The organism is Diaphorobacter sp. MNS-0, from assembly GCF_019602835.1.
Taxonomy (GTDB): Bacteria; Pseudomonadota; Gammaproteobacteria; order Burkholderiales; family Burkholderiaceae_C; genus Diaphorobacter; species Diaphorobacter nitroreducens.
Genome location: NZ_CP080761.1, coordinates 1,945,586 through 1,966,799, shown reverse-complemented (window position 1 = coordinate 1,966,799; position 21,214 = coordinate 1,945,586). Strand labels below are relative to the sequence as shown.

General features: G+C 64.3%; 22 protein-coding genes. 4 read left to right on the top strand and 18 right to left on the bottom strand.

The features are described from left to right. Nucleotides 1–30: 30 nt before the first annotated feature. The 16 genes from K2L43_RS09430 to K2L43_RS09355 all read right to left on the bottom strand — a co-directional run bounded on the left by K2L43_RS09430 (nucleotide 31) and on the right by K2L43_RS09355 (nucleotide 12,421). On the bottom strand, nucleotides 31–984 hold the full coding sequence (locus K2L43_RS09430; RefSeq protein ID WP_220637400.1) for an AEC family transporter: 954 nt from the start codon (nucleotides 982–984) through the stop codon (nucleotides 31–33). A gap of 428 nt (nucleotides 985–1,412) precedes the next feature. Beyond that, entirely contained in the window at nucleotides 1,413–1,727 is a 315-nt protein-coding gene (locus K2L43_RS09425; protein ID WP_220637399.1) for a phage head closure protein, read from the bottom strand. Further along, complete coding sequence (locus tag K2L43_RS09420; protein WP_220637398.1) at nucleotides 1,727–2,005, bottom strand: head-tail connector protein; 279 nt, start codon at nucleotides 2,003–2,005, stop codon at nucleotides 1,727–1,729. The genes K2L43_RS09425 and K2L43_RS09420 overlap by 1 nt, the downstream gene beginning before the upstream one ends. 200 nt (nucleotides 2,006–2,205) lie before the next feature. Beyond that, nucleotides 2,206–3,711: a terminase large subunit gene (locus tag K2L43_RS09415; RefSeq protein ID WP_220637397.1), complete on the bottom strand. Its 1,506-nt coding sequence runs from the start codon at nucleotides 3,709–3,711 to the stop codon at nucleotides 2,206–2,208. Continuing rightward, nucleotides 3,708–4,121 (bottom strand): terminase, encoded by a 414-nt coding sequence (locus K2L43_RS09410; protein ID WP_220637396.1) that lies wholly within the window; start codon nucleotides 4,119–4,121, stop codon nucleotides 3,708–3,710. The genes K2L43_RS09415 and K2L43_RS09410 overlap by 4 nt, the downstream gene beginning before the upstream one ends. Further along, the gene (locus tag K2L43_RS09405) at nucleotides 4,118–4,540 is read right to left on the bottom strand and encodes an HNH endonuclease signature motif containing protein (RefSeq protein ID WP_220637395.1); all 423 of its coding nucleotides are present in this window, start codon (nucleotides 4,538–4,540) and stop codon (nucleotides 4,118–4,120) included. The genes K2L43_RS09410 and K2L43_RS09405 overlap by 4 nt, the downstream gene beginning before the upstream one ends. Beyond that, complete coding sequence (locus tag K2L43_RS09400) at nucleotides 4,537–5,733, bottom strand: phage portal protein (protein ID WP_220637394.1); 1,197 nt, start codon at nucleotides 5,731–5,733, stop codon at nucleotides 4,537–4,539. Before K2L43_RS09400 ends, K2L43_RS09405 begins: the two co-directional genes overlap by 4 nt. Next, on the bottom strand, nucleotides 5,733–6,263 hold the full coding sequence (locus tag K2L43_RS09395; protein WP_220637393.1) for an HK97 family phage prohead protease: 531 nt from the start codon (nucleotides 6,261–6,263) through the stop codon (nucleotides 5,733–5,735). The genes K2L43_RS09400 and K2L43_RS09395 overlap by 1 nt, the downstream gene beginning before the upstream one ends. Before the next feature lie 12 nt (nucleotides 6,264–6,275). Further along, nucleotides 6,276–7,508: a phage major capsid protein gene (locus tag K2L43_RS09390; RefSeq protein ID WP_220638952.1), complete on the bottom strand. Its 1,233-nt coding sequence runs from the start codon at nucleotides 7,506–7,508 to the stop codon at nucleotides 6,276–6,278. A gap of 611 nt (nucleotides 7,509–8,119) precedes the next feature. Next, the gene (locus tag K2L43_RS09385; protein ID WP_220638951.1) at nucleotides 8,120–8,731 is read right to left on the bottom strand and encodes a hypothetical protein; all 612 of its coding nucleotides are present in this window, start codon (nucleotides 8,729–8,731) and stop codon (nucleotides 8,120–8,122) included. Then, the gene (locus tag K2L43_RS09380; RefSeq protein WP_220638950.1) at nucleotides 8,732–9,613 is read right to left on the bottom strand and encodes a hypothetical protein; all 882 of its coding nucleotides are present in this window, start codon (nucleotides 9,611–9,613) and stop codon (nucleotides 8,732–8,734) included. It abuts the gene before it with no gap. Next, nucleotides 9,610–9,858: a helix-turn-helix domain-containing protein gene (locus tag K2L43_RS09375; RefSeq protein ID WP_220638949.1), complete on the bottom strand. Its 249-nt coding sequence runs from the start codon at nucleotides 9,856–9,858 to the stop codon at nucleotides 9,610–9,612. Before K2L43_RS09375 ends, K2L43_RS09380 begins: the two co-directional genes overlap by 4 nt. After that, entirely contained in the window at nucleotides 9,858–10,124 is a 267-nt protein-coding gene (locus tag K2L43_RS09370) for an AlpA family transcriptional regulator (protein WP_220638948.1), read from the bottom strand. The genes K2L43_RS09375 and K2L43_RS09370 overlap by 1 nt, the downstream gene beginning before the upstream one ends. A gap of 111 nt (nucleotides 10,125–10,235) precedes the next feature. After that, nucleotides 10,236–10,937, bottom strand: a complete 702-nt coding sequence (locus K2L43_RS09365) for a hypothetical protein (RefSeq protein WP_220638947.1) — start codon at nucleotides 10,935–10,937, stop codon at nucleotides 10,236–10,238. 94 nt (nucleotides 10,938–11,031) lie between these two features. Then, nucleotides 11,032–11,298: a hypothetical protein gene (locus tag K2L43_RS09360; protein ID WP_220638946.1), complete on the bottom strand. Its 267-nt coding sequence runs from the start codon at nucleotides 11,296–11,298 to the stop codon at nucleotides 11,032–11,034. 25 nt (nucleotides 11,299–11,323) lie between these two features. Then, nucleotides 11,324–12,421: a site-specific integrase gene (locus K2L43_RS09355; protein WP_220638945.1), complete on the bottom strand. Its 1,098-nt coding sequence runs from the start codon at nucleotides 12,419–12,421 to the stop codon at nucleotides 11,324–11,326. Between the two features lie 128 nt (nucleotides 12,422–12,549). Here K2L43_RS09355 and dusA point away from each other — a divergent pair, with 128 nt between their 5' ends. Then, entirely contained in the window at nucleotides 12,550–13,599 is a 1,050-nt protein-coding gene (gene dusA, locus K2L43_RS09350; protein WP_255580593.1) for a tRNA dihydrouridine(20/20a) synthase DusA, read from the top strand. Here the strand turns inward: dusA and K2L43_RS09345 are convergent. Continuing rightward, the gene (locus tag K2L43_RS09345) at nucleotides 13,589–16,228 is read right to left on the bottom strand and encodes an EAL domain-containing protein (RefSeq protein WP_255580579.1); all 2,640 of its coding nucleotides are present in this window, start codon (nucleotides 16,226–16,228) and stop codon (nucleotides 13,589–13,591) included. The two genes, dusA and K2L43_RS09345, sit on opposite strands and share 11 nt — an antisense overlap. 234 nt (nucleotides 16,229–16,462) lie before the next feature. Between K2L43_RS09345 and K2L43_RS09340 the strand changes: the two genes are divergently transcribed. The 3 genes from K2L43_RS09340 (at nucleotide 16,463) to K2L43_RS09330 (ending at nucleotide 19,657) form a co-directional block, all read left to right on the top strand. After that, nucleotides 16,463–17,533, top strand: coding sequence for a GTP pyrophosphokinase family protein (locus tag K2L43_RS09340; protein WP_047351509.1), 1,071 nt, complete (start codon nucleotides 16,463–16,465; stop codon nucleotides 17,531–17,533). 169 nt (nucleotides 17,534–17,702) lie between these two features. Further along, nucleotides 17,703–19,010 carry a polyhydroxyalkanoate depolymerase gene (locus K2L43_RS09335; RefSeq protein ID WP_220638942.1) on the top strand — a complete coding sequence of 436 codons (1,308 nt, stop codon included), beginning with the start codon at nucleotides 17,703–17,705 and terminating at the stop codon, nucleotides 19,008–19,010. Between the two features lie 8 nt (nucleotides 19,011–19,018). Next, the gene (locus K2L43_RS09330; protein WP_172206812.1) at nucleotides 19,019–19,657 is read left to right on the top strand and encodes an RnfABCDGE type electron transport complex subunit B; all 639 of its coding nucleotides are present in this window, start codon (nucleotides 19,019–19,021) and stop codon (nucleotides 19,655–19,657) included. A gap of 82 nt (nucleotides 19,658–19,739) precedes the next feature. Here the strand turns inward: K2L43_RS09330 and K2L43_RS09325 are convergent, their stop codons facing one another. After that, entirely contained in the window at nucleotides 19,740–21,203 is a 1,464-nt protein-coding gene (locus tag K2L43_RS09325; protein WP_015913410.1) for a methyl-accepting chemotaxis protein, read from the bottom strand. Between the last annotated feature and the right edge of the window lie 11 nt (nucleotides 21,204–21,214).

Sequence of the window (21,214 nt, the reverse complement as noted above, 5' to 3'; positions counted from 1 at the left end):
CGCCCTGCTCCACGCGCGTCTTCAACGCGTTCAATGCATGAAGAACTGCGCCAACACCAGCACCACCGGCAGCGTGATCAGCGCCAGTGCGGTGGACAGCGCGATGGCCGAGGACACCTCCTCCTGCATCACGCCATAGCGCTGCGTGAACAACAGCACATTCGCGCCCACCGGCATGGCCGCGGCGGTGAACATCACCGCGATCGCCGGGCCTGACAGCCCCAGCGCCCACGCCAGCGTCCCCAGCGTGGCGGGCAGCGCCAGGTTCTTGATCACTGCCACCCGCAACGCGCCGCGCCAGTGGCTGCCAATACGTGTATGCGCCAGCGCTATACCCACCAGCAGCAGCGCCATGGGCCCCAGCGCCGCCGCCAGCACCTGCAGCGGGCGGTCCAGCATCTCGGGCAGCTTCCAGCCTGTCTGCGCGAACAGCAGGCCCGCCAGGATCGGTAGCGGCACCGGGTGCACGATGCTGTTGCGCACGGCCTGCCACACGGTGTGCGCCACGGGGCGCGGCGCGGCGCTGCCGGTGCGCTGCTGCTCGCGCGCCTCGGCCAGCTCGAACACCATGGTGGCCGCCGTCAGCAGCACCAGCGAATGCAGGGACACCAGCGTGAACAGCGTCACCAGGCCCTGCGGCCCATACACCAGGCCCATGAGCGGCGCGCCGATCATCACCAGATTGCTGAAGGTGTGCGCCAGCGCCCGCGCCGCCGCGGCCGTGGAGAACCGGCTGAACGCCAGCGTCAGCCCGAACAGCAGCGCCGCCGCGCTGAAGTACAGCAGCACGGGCTGAAAGTCCAGCTCTTGGAGCCGCACATGGCCCATGGTGCGAAACAGCAGCGCGGGCGTGAGCACCAGGAACACGATGTTGGACAGATCTGGCACCGCCGTGGCGCGCACCCAGCCCACGCGGGCGGTGAAGTAGCCGATGCCGATGCACAGAATGACGGGAACCAGGGGAACGAGGATCGAGGACAGCAAGGTGGGCAGAGGGTCGAGGTGCCGGCGCGGCGCCGGGCGGCAAGTGTAGGGCCTGGGGATGCGGCGCGCTTGCACTCATGAATTAATAGCTGCCAGCGCTTGATGGACAAGCGCTGGAGGCCGAAAACACCCTAAATCCCTTGCAACTGTGGCGCAGCGCCGGACCTGGGACAATACTGGCCCCCGCCCCGCTCCCTTGTCCCCCAGACCGCCCCGTTCTTCACCGTGCACGCTATGCCCTCCTCCATCGCCCACAGTCCCTGGCGCATGTCCGTCGCACCGATGATGGACTGACGGGAAAAACCAACATCCATGCGGGTTAGCGGGGTATGCCTGTGCAATCCGTGTGCATCTGTTTTTCACATTGCGAAATATTTAGGCTACGACAGTCGGTTTTTGCTCCCGATTTCTGCCGCAGTGCACACGCCCTACCCCCGGCACATTAGCACCAGCTCCACGCCTCGGCTGTTGGTGTCGATCACGCTCTCGATCTCGTACTGCTTGCCCTCATGCGTCACCTTGAGATCAGGCGTCACCCCTGGCCTGTAGCGCATGGTGATGCGCGTGGTCACCTCGGATTGAGCGGCCATCGCTGCCAGGTACTCCCGGCCCTTGAGCGGCTGCACGTTGGCCCACACGGTGCCCACGGCCACCAGCTCGTCGGGTAGCGGCGCTCCCCAGTCGTCAACACCTCCAGACAGGCGCCACAGCGTCACGCGTTGGTCGAGCTTCCCGGCCTGCATCACAGCACCTGCACGCGGTACGGGTTCAGCAGGCGTTCAAACGTCGGGTTCTTGGACAGCGGGCGCTCCACCAGGGCTTCCCGGTTTGAATAGAGATCACCCACCAGCAGCAGGCAGGCGGCCTTCACAGGAGCGGGCGCGGTGTCGTCCAGCGGCTCGGGCGCGTTGATGTAGTCGCCCACCGAAGCCACGGCGGCCTCGATCATGGCGGACAGCAACGTGTCCTCGTCGTTGGTGTCGATGCGGCAGTGCAGTTTCACTTCGGGCAGGGTCAGCATTTGAATCTTTCAAATGATTGGAAAAAGGGGTGCCAGCGCCGCAAGTGAAAGGGACAGGGCCACAGGTGCATCAGAGAATCACTCACCTTTGCATCCATGCCGTGAAGTCTTGCTCACTGGCTGCCGGGGTTTTTCTATGCATGGCACCTCACCGGCTAATCCATGTCCGGCCTTCCACTTGCGTGGCCCCCCGGCAAGGGTTAAACAAACAAGAAACCATCCCCCGCATAGGCGACAGCGGCCTCGGCACGGCTCGCGGCGCCCATAGCCATGGCAAGGGCCTGCATGCCGTCGATGCGGCCCGTGGCGCGTGATTTGTCGAGCTTGCGATTGCCTGCTGGATCACGAACGGTCGTGGCATTGGCTGCGCACATGGTCAGGACGGGGTGCCCGCCGTGGTTGATGCGTTGGTTAAGCAATTCGGCCTCCAGGGCGTCGAGGGCACCAGCCATATCGCGGAACCCCTGGCCATGCTCTACCAGCGGCAGCTCGGCGCCCAGCCGATCCAGCTCACGGCGCAGCTCACCGATGCGCCAGCGGTCGAATGCAATTGCCTGCACGTCCAGGCCGTCCAGAATCTCTAGCATGTCGGCGGCCACATGGGCATAGTCAACCGTGGCGCCTGGCGTGGTGCGAAGAAAGCCTTGCTTCACCCATACGTCATAGGGTGCGCGGTCACGGCGGGCGCGGTCTTGCAGGCCCTGCTCAGGCGTCCAGAAATGGGACTGCACTTGCCACACGCCATCGTCGTCCTGGCAGATCAGCACCAGGGCGGTAAGGTCGGTTCGGGCAGATAGGTCAAGGCCAGCGAATACGGGGGACTGCCCAAAATTGGACACACCCCCCGCGCAAGCCTTCCACACGTCCGGCGAGACAAAAGGCGATTCAGTCGAAACTCGCTGGTTGAGAAGCAGATTCCTGGCGCTGTTTTCCATGCTCGGCATGCGCTGCGCCTGCGTCATCTGCTCGCGTAGGTCATCTTCGGAGCGGAACAGGCCCAATGCCGGATTGGCGGCCTTCCAGGCTTCCACGTCCAGCAAGTCGGCACCCTCGGGCGCTGCATATACATGCGCCACGATGCGGGGATCGTCGCTGCGCTTGGCGTCGTCAATCCACTGGCTCAGGAGGTCAGCGTCCGATGCGGCTTGCGTCGAGATGGCGATCAGCAGCGGGTTTTCATGTGCACCTTGGCTGGTGGTGATGGCGTCGATGAAGTCGCTTTGCGGGCCACGCACCTGGCCGATTTCATCCAAGATCGCCAACACCGGGGACAGGCCGTGCGCGGTCTTGCCATCGGCGGCGAGGGCCTTGTACTCCACGTTGAGCGGCAGGCCGATCAGGCGCTTTCCACTGGGAATGATCTTCACCAGGGGAGACAGCTTCGGGGACTGCTGCACCATCTTGCAGGCCAGATTGAACACCAGGGCGGCCTGGTCGCGGGACATGGCGCCGCTGACGATTTGCGCGTTCTGCTGGGCCTCGGGCCCCACCAAATGGGCCAGCAGCAGGCCCGCAATCAGCCCGCTTTTGCCGTTCTTGCGCGCAATGCTCAGGATGGCGCGGCGGGTGCCTGCGGGGTTGTCGTAAACGTCCTTGATGAACTGCTTTTGGAAGTCAGCCAGCACCAGCGGTTTGCCCACATGCGCGCCCTCGGGCGTCACACAGAAACGCTCGATAAAGGCGATGATGCGGGCGGCTCGGCTCATACGGCGCGCAGGCGGGGGATCAGCTCGTCGCCGTCATCCTGGCGGGCTTCACGCTCGGCAGTGGCGGCGTTCACCAGGTCAGCAGCGCGGCCTACAGTCGCAGTCGGATGCACAGCCACGGCACGCGCCAGGGCCATGGACAGGCGGGTCAGCTTGGCATGCTCATCACTGCCGATCACAGCCGATTCAATGGCGTGCTGTACGCGGGCGAGGTTCGCAGCGTTCGCCAGGTCTGCATCGTTCCATGTGTCACGCGGGCGAGCGGTCACGATGGCATCCCAGAATGGACGGCAAGCGGCAGGCAGGGTGATGTACGGCGGCGGCTCGATAGGGCCTTGTGCGGCGTTCTGGTGGGCCTGCACTGCTGCTGCGGCGCTGTCGGAGCGTTTGCGCTTGGGTGTCAGCTTCATGGTTGCCTATTTTTTAAGCAGTCAGCGTTAAAAGAAGGGGAACCGGTCGGTGTTGCGGCCTCAGTCGCTGGTGATTTCTGATTCCAGTGGTGCGCCGGGTTGATCGGGTTGCCCTGCTCATCGCAACCCATGCGCGCAGGCCTGCCGTACAGGTCGGCCATCGTCTTAATGCTGTGGCAGGGCTTGCAGGTACTGACAAGGTTCTCCCGGCTGTTGTCGGCGGGATCGTTGTTCTTGTGGTCGACCTCGGTCGCGGGCGTCACGGCACCAGGCGGGCAGTACTGGCAAAGCGGCTGCTCGGCCAGCACGCGGCGGCGCAGCTTCCTCCAGGCGTCCGAGTTGAGCGGCAGCACTCGCCCGTTGTTGGCTTTCGTCCAACGCTTCGGGGGTTGATAGGGCCAGGTGCGCTCGGTGCTCATTGCTTGCTCGGGTAGGGCAGCGGTGCCCCAATCGGATTTGAAATCTGAGTGGGCGGCGCGTCGTCTATGCCCTCGATGGCGGGCAGGTTCTCCAGCTTGCGGGCCTCGCTCTTGAGCATCCAGCCCGATGCAATGCCGCTGCTGTAGAACGCTGCACGGTTGGCGCTGTCACCACGCAACAGGCCCTCCACCTGGTGTTCGGCAAAGTAGCTGCGGCGTCCGGCTTCGGTCAGCAGTTGCTTGGCGATGGCCTGCTCCCATGCCACCAGATGACGGCGCAGGGACAAGGTAATGAACTGTCGGGCCAGCTCGACGCTGTTGGAGTAGTTCGCTTCCTCCATGCTCTGCACGATGACGGGGGGCACACGGAACAAGCGGCACACCTCGATCACGGAGAACTTGCGGGCCTCGATCCACTGCGCATCCTCCAGGCTCATGGATAGGGCTTGGAAGTCCACGCCCTCATCCAGCACCGCGGTGCGGCCTGCATTGGCTCCACCGGCATATTGGCTGGCCCACGATGCGGCAATGGCCTGGCGCTGCTCTGGCTTGAGCTTGCCGGGGAACTTGAGCACGCCCAGCAGCTTGGCGCCGTTGGTGAACGTGTTCTTCCCGTGTTCCTGCTCGGACAAGGCCAGTTCCACCACACCACGCGCAGCAGTGATGGGAGACACGCCCAGCACGCCATCATCCCCCAGGCGGTGGCGCAGGTGCAGCACCTCATGGGCCAGCAGGCGGGTCAATACGCCTTCTTGCGTGTGCTCATACACCAGGCCCGAAGGGGTGCGACGAACCTGCACGGTGTCCGGGTTGAGCGGCCACAGCTCGCGTACCTGGCCGTCATACCCTCGGACGATGCGGGCGAAGGCATTGCCGCGCAGCAGGACACACGCTTGCATGTACTCGCGGAACTCCAAGGCGGTTTGCTCGGGGTTCGCCATGTCGTGCAGTACCCGATACAGCGGATGGTCGCTGGCGCGCTCGCGGTCGTCGCCGGTACGCTTGAACAGGATCAGCGGCAGGCTGGCGGTTGTCTCAGCGATGGCTTGCACGCAGGCATAGACAGCCGACACGCCTTGCGCACTGGCAGGCGTCACAGCACTGGCAGACAAGGGAATGGGCCAGCCATTCACGCCCAGGGTCGAGCGCTTTTCCAGGCCCACGGCAGACAGGACACGTTGAACCAGGCTCATTAGTACAGCTCCAGCCACAGGAAATTGGGGTCGCTATGCACGCGCAGTTGGGCAGGCTTGGAGCGCATGGCCACGGTGGTGTCCGAATAGGCCGGGTCGCTGGTCAAGGTGATTTCGGCCAGGTCAACGTCCAGCAGCTCGCGCACCATCGTGCTGCCCCGTTCCTCCCAGCGGTCGCCACCAGGGTTCACGCGGAACCCAAAAGAACATCCCTGCACATCGCCACGATCCACCAGAATGGCCAGGTCGCGCCCGTGGCTGGTGTCGGGCAGTGCCAGGGTGAAGGCCAGGCCCTTGGCGTCCTCGCGCAGTTGCAAGGTGCCCCCTCGGGTGGTGCCCAGCAGGGCTGTGCCGTCGTGTTGGTACAGGGCGCGAATGTTGGAGCCCGTCGCCAGCGATTTGGCGAAAGCGCCAGGGCGGATCACCTCGGAGAATGTGCCCAGGTTGGCCTCGGAATTGAACACGGCGGCGTAGCCGTGCAGAGTCTTGCCGGACGCTTGTAGCGTGCCGTGTCCGCGTAGTTCCAACATTCGCAACCCTCCTTACAGGCCCAGGTCGTCAGCCACCACGAACGCCTTGGGATGGCGCACCACGGCATCCATGCTGTGCATGATTCGCAGTTGAACGTCGCCCTTTTCGTAGTAACCAGCGGCGTAGGGGTTGGCCAGCACTTCGGTGGCGCCCCACTCACCGATCACCATTTGCGAGAAGTCGCCAGCGATCACGCGGCCCGTGTTGGGCGTGCCGGTCTTGGCGTCCAGTTGGTTGGTGACGTAGGCAGGCAGGCCAGCCACGCGGCCCCCTTGCATCAGGTACTCGCTACCGGCAGTGGCGTCCTTGAGCGTGGTTTGCAGCTTCGTCGCGGCCTTGGCATGGGTCACGATGGCATTGGCCGTGATGTTCTCCAGGCCCAGCTTTTCCAGCATGCCGACGATGGCGGCCCAGCTCAGGGTGGCCAGCGATGCGGTTTGGATGCCGGTCACGTTCAGGATGCCCACTGGCTGCTTGGCGGCTGCGGTGCCATGCAGCAGCGCCTTGTCCACGGCCAGGCCCACCACGGCGGCGATGTCATCGCGCAGCAGGGCTTCAATCGAGGGGTTGGACTGCAACGCCAGTTGGCGCGAGAAGGCCGTCAGCGCGCCCACGGTCTTGGGCTCCAGCTTGATGGAGCTGTACGTGGTGTTGCTCTCGGTCAGGCTGTCGCCTTCGTTCACCCAGTAGGCGGTGGCCGCGCCGGTCGCCTTCGGGATCACGGTGTCACCGCGCAGGCCGGTCAGCACGCGAGCGCCCAGGCTCTTCACGATCATGCTGTTGCGCAGCAGGCCGATGAATTGATCGGCGCGGTAGTCGTCGGGCACCACGGCAGCGGCGCCGGTCGTCGTCATCGTGGCGCGCTTTTCAAAGATAGATGTGGGCACGAGGATGCCGCCGTTACGGGCTTCGATGCCCTGGCGCTTGGCCTCGGCTTGGAACTCAGCCAATGCGCCAGTGGCGGCGCGGTTCTCGATCTGGCAGCGGATGGCGTCCAGCACCGTGACGGCGCTTTCCATCGTGCGCTGTGCCTTGTCCACCGGTTGGCCCACGCTGCGGCGCTCGGCGTCCTCGATGAACTGGGCGCGCTGCTCTTGCTGCTCCAGGCTGGTGATTTCGCCCTTGAGCTTGTCGAAGGCTGTCTGCTGCTCGGGCGTCAGGTTCTGGCCGTTGGCGTTGGCCAGCAGGGAGCGGGCTTCGGCCACCTTGGCGGCGCGTGCTTCGCGGATTTCGTGCAGTTGCATGTGGTGTCTTTCTTTGCAAAGAGAAGGGTTGATAGATTCCACTTCATGAAATGCAAATCTCACAATGCGGAATGTGCCTATTATCACATTTCGCAATGTGAAATCAATAGGTGATCGTAAAAAAACCCGCTCGGGACGGGTGGGGGGTTTTGAGGGGGGTTTAACGTGCCAGCACGATAAATCTGTGGGGGTGCATTTCCTGCGGTGGGCGTAACGTTACGGAAACGGTCGCTCACCGTCCGTTCACCGCCACGCGTCGTCACGCGTCACTGACGCGTCAAACCCATGGGTTAGCGTTGGGTTCGCCATGGGTTCCGCAACGGTTGCGCACGGTGCCAGCACAGTGCAAGCCCCTTGCTAGGCCCTTGCTAGTAGCAGGCGGCCGGCATGCCGTGGCGTTGCTTGGCGTTGCATGCCGTTGCATCGGTTCTTGATGCCGTGGCAATGCCGGGTGCTCGTCGTGGCAGTCGTGGGCCGCCCGTGGTTTTCCTTCCTCCAACATGCTCCACCATCTGCACACATGCCACCTCTATGGGTGGCAACATGCATAGGTGTTCAGAATCTGAAGCAGGGCAACAAAGTGTTTCCGACATGGTGAAAACGCTGGAAACCTAGGCTGCATGCGGGTTAGCGGCCTTTTTAGCCCTACTCGCCTGCTTCAGTTTTTGAACAAGTGAAACGGCAACTGCTTCAGAATCTGAATCGTTAAATCGGCTCAACGCTTCAGAATCTGAATCGGTACGCTTCAATTTCTGAAGGCCTGATTTGTTTTTGTCGGGCTGGCGTTTTGCATCGGCATGCGCTTTCTTGATGGCGCCCTTCACCTCGGCCAGCTTTTCAAAGCGTTTCCAATCATCAGTGGCTTGGCAGGCTTTCACGCCCACCTTGGGCTGCTCATAGACGGCTTCGTCTGTGAAACGGTATAGGCTGCACACCTGTCGCCCGTAGGCGATGCCGCCCTGGCGCGTGACAGCGATCAGGCCCACCGTTTGCAGCTCGCGCAGGGCCTTGGCCAGCGTGGCGCTGGTGGTGATGCCGTAGTGCTTCATATCGCCCAGGGCAGCGGATATGTTGCCGTTATTGGTGGACTGCAATCGGCGGCGCATGGCGATATAGACGGACTGGCTAGAGTAGGACAGCGCCCGCCATGCAAGGCTGTCGATCAGCGTCCAGTACAGGCGCACATGCCCGCCTCGGGGGTCTGAAGGCTTCTTGTGCGCCATCTAGCCTCCCAGCATCTTGACCATGCGGGCCAGGTGCGCCCGTTCGCTGGCCTCGGCCACCTTGGCGACGTGCAAGGCGTTCTCGGGCAACAAAACCTCCACATTGGCGCGCAGGATGGAGCGCAGGACGTGCGCAGGCATGGCCTCGGCTTCCACGGTGTATTCGATATGCTGGCTGCGCTTGTCGCCCTCCTTGCGCGGTTTGGTGGGCAAGTCGAACTCCTGCACCTGCTCATCGTTGATGGCGATGCGCCGGAAATCCATAGGAATATCTGCCCGCAGATGGGTGCGCAATTCCCGCTCCAAGGCGCGGTCGATCAGCACCCCGGCGGGGTCGTAGTCGCCCACGTAGAGCACGATCAGCGGGCGCGTGTCATCGTCGCCGTTATGTTCCTCGGCAGCAGCATGGGCAAAGCTCAGGCTGGCGAACCCCCCACAGGGGTACAGACTGACGGCCAGCTCCTCGCATGTGTCGGTCAGCACCGAAGCAATAGAACGAGACTCGGCCCAGACTTCACAGCGGTAATCGGCATCACGCCACAGGTCAGCACGGTAGTTTCCGGCCATGCGGCGGATGAAGTCGCCAGCGCCCGAGAACGTGTAGGTGAAATAGCCTCGGCGGCTCATGTCCGCGATCCAGTGGTACGGGATGCGGCCCGAGCGGCGCAGTTTGACGCAGCGGTCTTGAACGTGCCGATAACCCCGGTCGGATTTCTCCACCGGCTCAGGCAAGCGCGGATCGGTCATGCGGTAGAACACATGGCGCACCGACTGCGGATGATCTTCTTTCAGGACGGCGATGATCTGCGCATCAAGCTGCTCTAGGCGCTCTTTGGTTCGGCGCTCGCGTTTTAACGTGCTGGCACGATAAACCGCACTCACAGGCCCACCTCCGGCTCGGCTACCAGCGTGTAGAGCGCCACACGCGCATGGTGATAGCCGTCACGATCCACGATCACCACGGGGTCGGTGGTAATGCTGTAGCCGAATTTGTCGCGCAGTTCCTTGATGCGTGCCGGGGCTTGGTAAATGCCCAGGCGGCGCAGGTCGTAGGACGTTTTGGGACGCAGGCGCAGGGCCTCAATAATGCGCTTGTATTGCTCGCGGGTCGCGGTGGATTTAGACATTACAGCGCCTCCTTTGCGGAAACGCTGCTGCGCTCGCGGGTAATGCTCTCCAGATACTTCGCTACTGCCTTGCGCGGGTACAGGTAGCGATTGCCCAGCAGGATATAGGCCGGGCCCTGGCCACGCTTGCGCCAGGCTTCTACGGTGCTTTGGGACAGCTTGCCCAAAAGCATGATGTCTGTCTCTGTCAGACAGTCCAGCTTATCCGCGATATTGCGCAGGCGATCTAGCTGGTTCTCGGTGGCTTGCTGAATGACGGTTTCCATTTACCCATTACCTTTCTGGCGTAACGCCTAAGTGGTTGATGGGTGAATGGTGCTTTTCTGCCCTCCGGTTGTAATTGCAATTGCAGTAAGGCGGGCTGCAATTGCAGTTGTTCAACTCCCCCTTAGGCTGCGCTTCGCCTCTGGGAATTTGCGATTTAGATTGCTCTCGCTTATGCCGTGCTTGTCATCATAGTTGGCCACCAATTCTCGTATGATGGCAGCATCATCTTCTCTTCCAGGTCGAGGATTTTTCAGCATTTCAAGCATTGCGCCAATAATATTCATTAGCGCCCTGCGTTCATTGGTTCCAAGTGGTTTCTCAACTGCTGGTGTTGGAGTTTGCTCTGCTTTATCTTCAATAAATTCGCTGACAGCCTCGAACTCATCTATATCATCCATCATGAATATGCCGAAGGTTTCAAGGTCGGTCATTGTTATTGGTTCGTTCAACTTAAACCAAGTATCGAAACCAGGATAATATCCAACATGCGGCTCTCCAGGTGACTTATCGGAGTTAGCCCAGAAGAATCGATAGTGATATGCGCTATCGCGTTGTACTCTTTGTAAAAAAATAGGGTAGGACGGTCTTAGCTCAACCCATCCCTGATCCTCAATCACAGGTTCAAGGCTGTAGAAGGTGTGGTCACCCCGCTCGTTTTCCTCCCAGCTGTAAACAGATAGGCTTTCGGATGTAATAACCGCAGGAACGATTTTTCCCTCGCCAATAAGATAATGAAGATCTTCTGGTGAAATTGACCACCGTTGGCACAGTTCTTTGAAATTGATGTAATTCTTTTTAATTACTATTGCCATAAATGCGCCCCAAGCATTCCTCCCTGATAAGGTGCCAGCCCAGCCCGTCAGGGAAACGGGTTTTCGGGGATCAGCCTAGGGCTGGCGAATGGGGTTAGGCCAGCGACTTGATAAGCATGCGCTGTCGCTGGAGCACATAGGCGAGCCCCTGGGCGGCTTCAGTTTCCAGCCAATCGGCATTGCCGTAGGCGATGTTGTGAAGCTTTAACAGCTCATGCAGTTTGGAGGATGGCCGCGCACACATGGTGATTTCATCAACCAAGTCCCTGGCTTTGGTTACCCAATCCACCAAGTCGCCCAGGGCGGCGGCTTCCGATACAGCCATCTCGCGGTCAATGTGATTTACAGTCTCAGTAGCCATTGTCAAAGCTCCTTTTTGATGATGGTCAGACAGCCTCGGCGCTCTCTTCGCCCTGGCTGTCGCCTTGTTGCCCTGCATGATCCGGCGCAGGGCTTGCCGGTTTCTTGATTGCGTCGTGCACGTCCGATGGCTTGATGGCCGTATAGCGGCGTAGCATGGCCCATGTCTTATGCCCGGTCAGCAGCGCCACGCGGGGAATATCCAGGCCCATGCGGAAAAACTGTGCGGTTGCGCGGTGCCGCAGGTCGTGGAAGTGCAAGTCATCTATGCCCAGCTCAGTGCAGGCCCGTGTGAACGATGCCGACACGCTGCGCCCGTCGTAGGGGAACAGAAAGCCTGTTTTGCGCTCTTGGATGATGGGCTCCACGATGGCCCAGGCGTCGGGCAGTAGCGGGACGGTTTGATCGTTGCCGAGCTTCTGGCGCGGGTCTTTGCGGTCGCGGATCACCACAGTCTTGGCCTGCTGGTCTATGTCCTCGATTTCCAGGCGCGTGATTTCGCCCTGTCGCATGCCTGTGGCGAGGGCAAATTGGCAAATCGTCTGCATGGGGAGCTGCTGGCGCTTCATCGTCGCCCACAGGCCATAGATGCGGCTCAGTTCTTCGTCGGTAGGCTCCCGGTCGCGCTCCTTGCTGCGGGTCTTAAGGCCACGATGCTGGAGACTGGCGCGGGCGTCCAAGGCCAGGCGGTCGTTAATATCGAGCTGGCGGGCGTGGCGCCCCCACTTGAGGACTGCCGACAGAAAGGACAGGTCAGCGGCTATCGTCACGCCCCCTGCCCCGTCATCCTGGCGGCGGTCGATGAAGTCGCGCAGCACTACGGCGTTGAGGTTGGCCAGCTTCACCTTGCCCAGCTCGCGCCCCAGCATCAGCAGCGTGGCCTCCTTGGTCTTGCCTGCCCGCTGCGCCGCTGTCTCGCGGTACTTGTCGATCAGGTCGCCCAGCGTGGCGCCCTTCGGGACTGGCGCATATCCGCCGGTCGCTATGTGGTTGAGCTGCGCCTCCACTTGGGTGGCCCAGTCCTTGGCCTCGCGCTTGGTGGCAAAGCTCGCTGCGCGGTACAGGCCAGCCTTGCGAATCTGTGCGCGCCACTTGCCGGACGGGAGTTGAGAAAATGTCGCCATGCGTGTGCAGTCGTGTGCATTGGTTGATGCCCAGATTCTGCACTTTTGCGTGCACTTCGTGTGCACTTATCGTTAACTATTGCACACGTTGCCTAAATATTAAGCAGTAGCAAGTGGAAAAAAGCCTTATAAATCAACAATATAGCAAGTGGCGAATGAGCGTTGCGCCGATGATGGACTGGACCGACAGGCACTGCCGCTACCTGCACCGCCTGCTGTCGCGCCACACGCTGCTCTACACCGAGATGGTGACCACCGGTGCGCTGGTGCACGGCGACGTGCAGCGCCATCTGCGCTTTGACGCGGCCGAGCACCCCGTGGCGCTGCAGTTGGGCGGCAGCGAGCCGGCCGACCTGGCGCACTGCGCCCGTCTGGGCGAGCAGTGGGGCTATGACGAGATCAATCTCAACTGCGGCTGTCCCAGCGAGCGTGTGCAGCGCGGCGCTTTCGGCGCCTGCCTGATGAACGAGCCGCAACTGGTCGCCGACTGCGTGAAAGCCATGGTGGACGTGGTCCAGGTCCCGGTCACCGTCAAGCACCGCATCGGGATCGACCAGAACGAAGACTACGGTTTCGTGCGCGACTTCGTGGGCGTGGTGGCCGACGCGGGCTGCCGCGTTTTCATCGTGCATGCGCGCAATGCGTGGCTGAAAGGTCTGTCGCCCAAGGAGAACCGCGAGATTCCCCCGCTGCGCTACGACGTCGCGGCCCGGCTGAAAGCCGACTTCCCGCACCTGACCATCGCCATCAACGGGGGCTTTCAGACCGACGCCGCAGTGCTGGAGGAGCTGGCCCGGGTGGATGGCGTGATGGTGGGCCGCGAGGCCTACCACAACCCCTGGTGGCTGGCGCGCTGGGACGAGCAGTTCTTTGGCGCCGCGCCCGCCGCGCTCACGCGCGAGCAGGTCGAGGAAGACATGGTGGCCTACATGGAGCGCGAAGCCACCGCGCACGGCACGCACTGGTATGCGGTGGCGCGCCACATGCTGGGCCTGCGCAACGGCCTGCCCGGCGCGCGACGCTGGCGCCAGGTGTGGAGCGACCACCGCTTGAAACACCTGCCCGCGCGCGAAGTGATGGCCCTGGCGCGCACCAAGCCGGGCGCCACCGCGCCCGATGCACTGCGCGCAAGCGCCGTGCAAGCAGTCGCCCTGCCAACGGAGCCGCTCAGCCTTTGAGGCCCGCCAGCCAGTCCCGCAGTGGCTGCGGCAGCCCGAACAGATAGCCCTGCAGGCCATGGCAGTGGTGGGCGATGAGGAAGTCCGCCTGCTGCCGCGTCTCTACCCCCTCGGCCACCACGCGCAGGCGCAAGTGGCGTGCGACGGAAAGAATGGCCTGCACGATCGCCGCGTCGTTCGCGTCGGAGGGCGCGTCCTGCACGAAGCTGCGGTCGATCTTGAGCTCGTACAGCGGCAGGCGCTTCAGATACGCCAAGCTGGAGTAGCCGGTGCCGAAGTCATCGATGGAAAAGCGCACGCCCAGCGCCACCAGCTCGTGCATGCGCCGGGCGGTGTCCTGCCAGTTCTCCACCAGCAAGCTTTCCGTAACCTCCAGCGTGAGCAGCGCCGCGGGCGCGCCCGTGCTTTGCAGCGCCGCGCGCACCTGCTCCACGAAGTCCGCCTGACGGAACTGGCGGGGGCTGACATTGACCGAGATCGACAGCGCCCGGCCCTGCTGGTGCAGTTCGGCCAGCGTGGCGCAGGCCTGCTGGATGACACGCGCACCCATGCGCACGATCAACCCCGCCTGTTCCGCCACCGGGATGAACTGCGCCGGCGGCACGAAGCCGCGCTGCGGATGCGGCCAGCGCAGCAGCAGCTCCGCGCCGATGAGCTGGCCGGCGGCATCCACCTGCGGCTGCGCATAGGTCAGCAGCGCGTCGTTGTCGACCGCGCTCTTGAGGTCCTGCAGCAGCGCCAGGCGCTCCTGCGCTGCGGCGTGCATGTCCTGCTCAAAGAAGCACACCTGGTTGCGCCCCCGGTCCTTGGCACAGAACATGGCCGTGTCGGCCTCGCGCAGCAGGTCTTCCACGGCCTCACCGTTCTTGGGAAACAGCGTCACGCCGATGCTGCCGGTACTGCCGTAGTGCACCCCACCCAGGTCATAGGGCGCATCCAGGCATTCGCGCAGCTGCTGGGCGCGCCGGCAGGCCTGCTCACGCGCAACGGAGGGGGTGTCGCCCAGCCGCGGCACCAGCAGGACGAATTCGTCGCTCCCCAGCCGTGCCACGGTCTCCTGCGGCCCGGCCGCGTCCTGCAGGCGCGCGGCGACCTGCACCAGCAGCCCGTCGCCTACACCGTGGCCGCGCGCGTCGTTGATCTCCTTGAAGTTGTCCAGGTCGATGTAGAACAGCGCGCCCATGCCCCCCTGCTGCTGGGCCGTGACCAGTGCATCCTGCAGGCGCTGCAGCAGCAGGCGGCGGTTGGGCAGGCCGGTGAGCGCGTCGAAATACGCGAGCCGGTACATGGCGGCCTCGGCCTCGTGGCGCCGCGTGACGTCGCGCGACAGCGCGATGAAGTGGCGCTGGCCCGGGCCGCCCCCGGTCTGCGGCGCACCGCCCTGCTTGCAGGCCACGGACAGCTCGAACCAATGCTGGCTGCCCCCGATGTCCAGGCTGTACTGCCGCCCTTCGGAATAACCGTACTCGGCCGCCTCGTCCAGCGCAGCCATGCATTCGGCGGCGGCAGCGGGCGGCAACACATCCCCCAGCGTGCGCCCCACCAGCGCCTGGGCGCGCGTGCCGATCAGGTCCGCGCGGGCGGACCGGTAGTGGTGGATGCCTCCCTGTGCGTCCACCTCGAACAGTAGATCGGGCACGGCATTGAGTGTGGCTTCCAGCTCATCGCGCGTGCGGCGCAACTCGCGCGTCATCTCGCGGGCCAGCGCCATGGCCCGCTGTCGCGCGTTCACCTGCTGCCCCACGAACCATCCCGCCAGCAGGCTGAAGGCGGCGCCCAGCAGGGCAACCAGATGGTGTGTGGATCCTCCGAAGCGCTGCTCGAATGAGGGCAGCGGGTACAGCACCAGCGTCCAGCGCCTGCCGCCTACGTCGTAGCTGCGCACGGCCTCCAGCCCGCCATTGACCGCGTGGGGTGCATAGTCCGTGCGCGACGCAAACACCAGCACCCCACCTGCCACCGAGGGGCCGTCATGGATGGCCAGCGCAAGGTCGCTGTCCAGCTCGCGCGCCAGGCCCTGGATTACGTCGTCCATGCGAAATGGCGCGGCCACCCAGCCTGCAATGTTCTGGCGGCGCTGGGCCAGAGTGTCCACGGCAGCGTGTCTGGCATACAGCGGCAGGTACATGACCAGGGAGCTGCCGGCATTCCCTTCGCGGCTGCCCAGCGGGCCCGACAGCGCCAGCGTCCCGGAGTCGCGCGCGCGCAGCAGCGCCTCGCGCCGCGCCGGCTGCAGCATGGCATCCTGTCCCAATTCCTGCTGGTTTTCCGGCGTTTGGGGTGCGATGTGCGTGATCAACGCCTGCCCCGTGCGCGCCCCGGTGGATTCCGCCACGCGCGACAGCAGCGCCACGCCCTGCAGGCCCGGGCGCGTCTGCGGCAGGTGCAAGGCCTCCACATAGGCCTGGAATTCCTGCTGGTCGATGCTGTCGGAGCCTTCGTAGTAGCCCTTGACGCCACGCAACACCATTTCGTAGGCGGCGATGCGGTCCGACAGGTTGGAAACCACGCGGTCCACGGACAAGGCGAAAGCCTGCAGCCGGCGCTCGTCCCGTGCGCGCTCCACACCCTGCCAGACCAAATAGGTGACGGCGAGCAGCAGCAGTGAAAGCACCACTGCTGCAATCATGCCCGGATGCCATGGGGCCCAGTGCTGTGCGAACCCCCTCGGGGCAGCCACCTCTTTATTCATGCGTTTCCAAGCGTCGCATAGCGACCGCCGCAACACAATAGGGAAGCGCCAGATTGCCGTGCGCAGCGCGGCCCGTCTGTGGGACGCGGCCTTGTCCTACCCCGCCGAGGGCCGCCGCAGGCCTTTCCCTGCCTTACCATCCGTGGCTGTCCCTTGACCCCTGCGCCTGCCGTGCCCCTCCCCTCACCCGCGACCCATCTCACCCCTGAGGAGTCCGCGTTCCACGCGTTCTATGCGCAGGAGCGCCCGGCGCTGGACCACGCCTGCGCGTTTTACATGGCGCTGCTGCAGTCGCTGCTGTCGCAGGCGCGCCACATCGACATCGCCAAGATCGAAGGGCGCGTGAAGGACCGCGATGAATGCCTGCGCAAGTTCTCGCGCAAGTACCGCGCGGCGCTGGAGGAAAGCGGGGCCCCCTATGAAATCCGCCCCTACATCACCGACCTGATCGGCGTGCGCGTGGTCTGCCTGTACGAGGACGAGCTGGAAAAGGTGGCGCAGATCGTCCAGTCGCACTTCGACGTGATCGACGTGACCGACAAGGTCAGCGCCCTGGAGGGCACCGAGGCCTCTTTCGGCTACAAGGGCCTGCATCTGGACCTGCGGCTCAACGCCGTGCAGGCCGCCCTGCCCGAGAACGCCGCCTACGCGGCGCAGCCGTTCGAGCTGCAGTTGCGCACCATCATCCAGGACGCGTGGAGCGTGCTGGACCACAAGATCAAGTACAAGAAGTCGATTCCGGCCGAACTCAAGCGCCGCATCAACGTGCTGTCCGCCCTGTTCGAACTGGCGGACCGCGAGTTCCGCCAGATCCGCGATGCCACCGATGCCGAACTGCTCTACGCACCCGACGAGACCACCGAGGCCGAGACCGAAGCCAGCCGAACGTCGGCGCCCGGCAGCGAGCTCAACGCCTTCACGTTCCTGAAGATTGCCCGCCATTTCTTCAAGGACGTGGAGTTCGACGCGCAGAAGGTGGACCTGTTCGTGGACGACATGCGCGCATGGTCACCGGGCATCACGCGTGCCCGCTTCAACACCCTGATGCGCGAAACGATTGCCACCGTCAAGCGCTACAAGCAGTTCTACGAGGCGCAGAACCCCGAGGGCAGCTTCAACCCCTTCACCGTGATCCGCCACTGCCTGTACCTGGGCGACCGGCAGGCGTTTCGCCGCGCGCTGCGCAACAGCTCGCGCGAAGCCTTCGAAGCGTGGCTGCAGGAAAATCCCACCCTGATATAAGTCAAATCGACCTCCAGCGCTTGTCCATCAAGCGCTGACAGCTATCAAAAGCATTGCATCAAGCCCGCCCGCCAATGTCGCGCGCGGGACACTGAATGCGTAGTTGCACGACACGCAAGCAAATGCAACTGCTGATATATTGCACTGCAACATAACTTGGTCCTGCCCCATGCTGTACACCCTCTACGAGACCCAGCGCTCCCTCATGGAGCCCTTCGCCGACCTGGCGCAGGCCGCCGCCAAGTTCTACAGCAACCCGCTGTGGCCGTTCAGCGAGACGCAACTGGCCCATCGCATCTCGGCGGGCTATGAACTGCTGTACCGCCTGTGCAAGGACTACGAGAAACCCGAGTTCGGCATCAGCACCGTGGACGTGGATGGCGTGAGCGTGGCCATCCATGAGCGCGTGGACGTCGACAAGCCTTTCTGCGAACTGCGCCGCTTCAAGCGGTTTTCGGACGACCCGGCCACCTTGCTCAAGCTCAAGGGCCAGCCCGTGGTGCTGATCGTGGCGCCGTTGTCGGGCCACTACGCCACGCTGCTGCGCGACACCGTACGCTCCATGCTGGAGAGCCACAAGGTCTACATCACCGACTGGAAGAACGCGCGCATGGTGCCGCTGCAGGAGGGCGAGTTCCACCTGGACGACTATGTGAACTACGTGCAGGAGTTCATCCGCTACCTGCAGGGCCAATACGGTAACTGCCATGTGATGAGCGTCTGCCAGCCCACCGTGCCGGTACTGGCCGCCGTCTCGCTGATGGCCAGCCGCGGTGAGACCACGCCACTGTCCATGACCATGATGGGCGGCCCCATCGATGCGCGCCGCTCACCCACGGCGGTGAACAACCTGGCCACCCAACGCAGCTTGGAGTGGTTCGAGAACAACGTCATCTACCGCGTACCCAGCAACTTCCCCGGCGCCGGCCGCCGCGTGTACCCGGGCTTTCTGCAGCACATGGGCTTCGTGGCCATGAACCCGGACCGGCACGCCAGCAGCCACTACGATTACTTCAAGAACCTCATCAAGGGCGATGACGCCAGCGCCGAGGCCCACCGCAAGTTCTACGACGAATACAACGCCGTGCTCGACATGGATGCCGACTATTACCTGGAGACCATCAAGACCGTCTTCCAGGACTACAGCCTGGTCAACGGCACCTGGGACGTGCGCTCGCCGGACGGCGCGGTGGAGCGCGTGCGCCCCCAGGACATCACCCAGACCGCGCTGCTGACCATCGAAGGCGAGCTCGACGACATCTCCGGCTCCGGCCAGACCGAGGCGGCGCAGGATCTGTGCACCGGCATCGCCGCGGACCGGCGCAACCACCTTGAGGTGAAGGGCGCGGGCCACTACGGCATTTTCAGCGGCCGCCGCTGGCGCGAGCTGGTCTACCCGCAGGTGCGCGACTTCATCCGTGCCAACCAGTCCGCCCAGCCCACGTCACGCCCCCGCCGCGCACGCAGCGCCGCCTGACGCCGGCCATGACCTCCCCCGCAGCGCAGCAGGCGCTCGTCGAGCGCATTGACGCGGCCCTGCCCCAGACCCAGTGCACGCGCTGCGGCTACCCTGACTGCCAGTCCTATGCCCTTGCCATCGCACGGGGCGAGGCCGAGATCAACCAGTGCCCGCCCGGTGGGGCCCAGGGCGTTGCACGCCTGGCCGCCATCACTGGCCGGCCCGAGCTGCCGCTGAGCGCGGCCCATGGAACGGAGGTCCCGCGCGCCGTGGCGGTGATCGACGAGAACTGGTGCATCGGCTGCACGCTGTGCCTCAAGGCCTGCCCCACGGACGCCATCCTGGGCATCAACAAGCGCATGCACACCGTGATTGCACCGCACTGCACGGGCTGCGAACTGTGCCTGCCCGCGTGCCCGGTGGATTGCATCCGCATGGAAAATGCCAGCGGCCAGGCCACTGGCTGGGCCGCATGGTCCGCCCCGCAGGCCGAGCAGGCGCGCGTGCGCTACCAGGCGCGGCAAGAGCGGCTGCAGCGCGAGGAGGCGCAGGCCGCCGCCACCGAACCCGTCCCTCCGGCGCCGGACAACGCGCCCGATCCCAAGCGCGCAGCCATTGCCGCGGCCCTGGCGCGCGCCCGTGCGCAGCGCGCCGACCGCGGCTGACGCCGCTGCGCCGGCAGCCCTACCGCTCACGACCGCAGCGGGCTATGGCAATACGGCGCGAACCGGCGACAGGCCTGCCGCATCAGGCCGCGAGCGACTTGTAGACGCCGCAGCCCAGATAGACATCTCCCGCGCGCTGCACGTAGGACATCTTGGTTTGCACCGCGCCCGTGGCCGGATTGGTGATGTCGTATTCCACCCAGCCCGGCGCGCGTTCGGCCTGGGCCACGATGGCGCTGACCAGCGCATCCCCGGCAATACCGGGAATGTCCTGCACCCGCGTTCCCACCTTGGCGGGATTGCCGCCAAAGGCCAGGTAGGTGCCGCCCGCATCGAGCGCAAACACGTACATGTCGCGGTCGTGGTAGGGCTGTGCGGGGTCGGTCAACGTGCGAAGAAAGGCGTCGCGCGGCAGGCCGCGCTGCACGGCCGCAGCGCGCTGCACCAGGGCCACGGCCTCCTCGGCTGTACCCTGCTGCAGACGAAACGCCAGCACCGCCCGGGACAGGGTGGACGCCCGGCTCTCCAGCGCCTGCGCCTCGCGCAGGGCATCGCTCACCATCTGGGCATTGCGCTGCGTGATCTGGTCCAGTTGCTGCACCGCGGTGCTGATCTCGCGCAGACCCGTGCCCTGTTCATTGACCGAGTGGGAGATTTCGCTCACATGCCCGGCCACGCCACGGATGCCTTGCGCCATGGCCGCAATGCCCTCACCGGCGGTGCGGATCAGCCCCGCGCTGCCCTCCACCTGCCGCACGGACGTGCCAATGAGGTCGCGGATCTCGCGCGCCGCCTCGGCCGAGCGGCCCGCCAGCGTGCGCACCTCGGCCGCCACCACGGCAAAACCCCGGCCCTGCTCGCCCGCGCGTGCCGCTTCCACGGCGGCATTCAGCGCCAGGATGTTGGTTTGGAAGGCGATGCCGTCGATCACCTGGATGATCTCGCCCATGCGACGGGCATCGTTCTGGATGCCCTGCACCGCCTCCACCGCCCGCGCCATCGCCTGGGTGCCCGCCTCAGCGGCTTGGCGCACCTCGCCGGCGCGCTGATCGGCCACGCTAGCCGCCTGCGCGTTGTTGTTCACGGCGGAAGACAGCTCCTCCACGCTGGCCGCGGTTTGCTCCAGGCTGGCGGCCTGTTGCTCGGTGCGGTCGGCCAGTTCGCGGTTGTCCGCCGCCAGGCTTTGACCCGCGTGCGCCACCAGCGCCGCGTTGCTGCGAATGTCGGCCACCATCGACGAGAGCGTGTACACCATGCGGTTGAGTTGCTCGCCCATGTGCGCCAGTTCATCGCGGCCGCGCACTTCGGCCCGGCTGCACAGGTCGCCCTGCGCCGTGCGCTCCATTACGCCGCCCAGCCGCCGCAGGTCGCCCGCCACACTGGCCTGGAAAGCCGTGGCCAGATAGGCGGTGGCCAGCACCGCCACGCCACACACGGCCCACGTGGCGCGCGGCCCCCACCCCTGCACCCCCGCCACGGCCAGCAGTGCCAACACGGCCACGCCTCCCAACAGGGCCAGCTTGGCCGAGAAACGCAGGCGCCGCATGAGCCCTACGC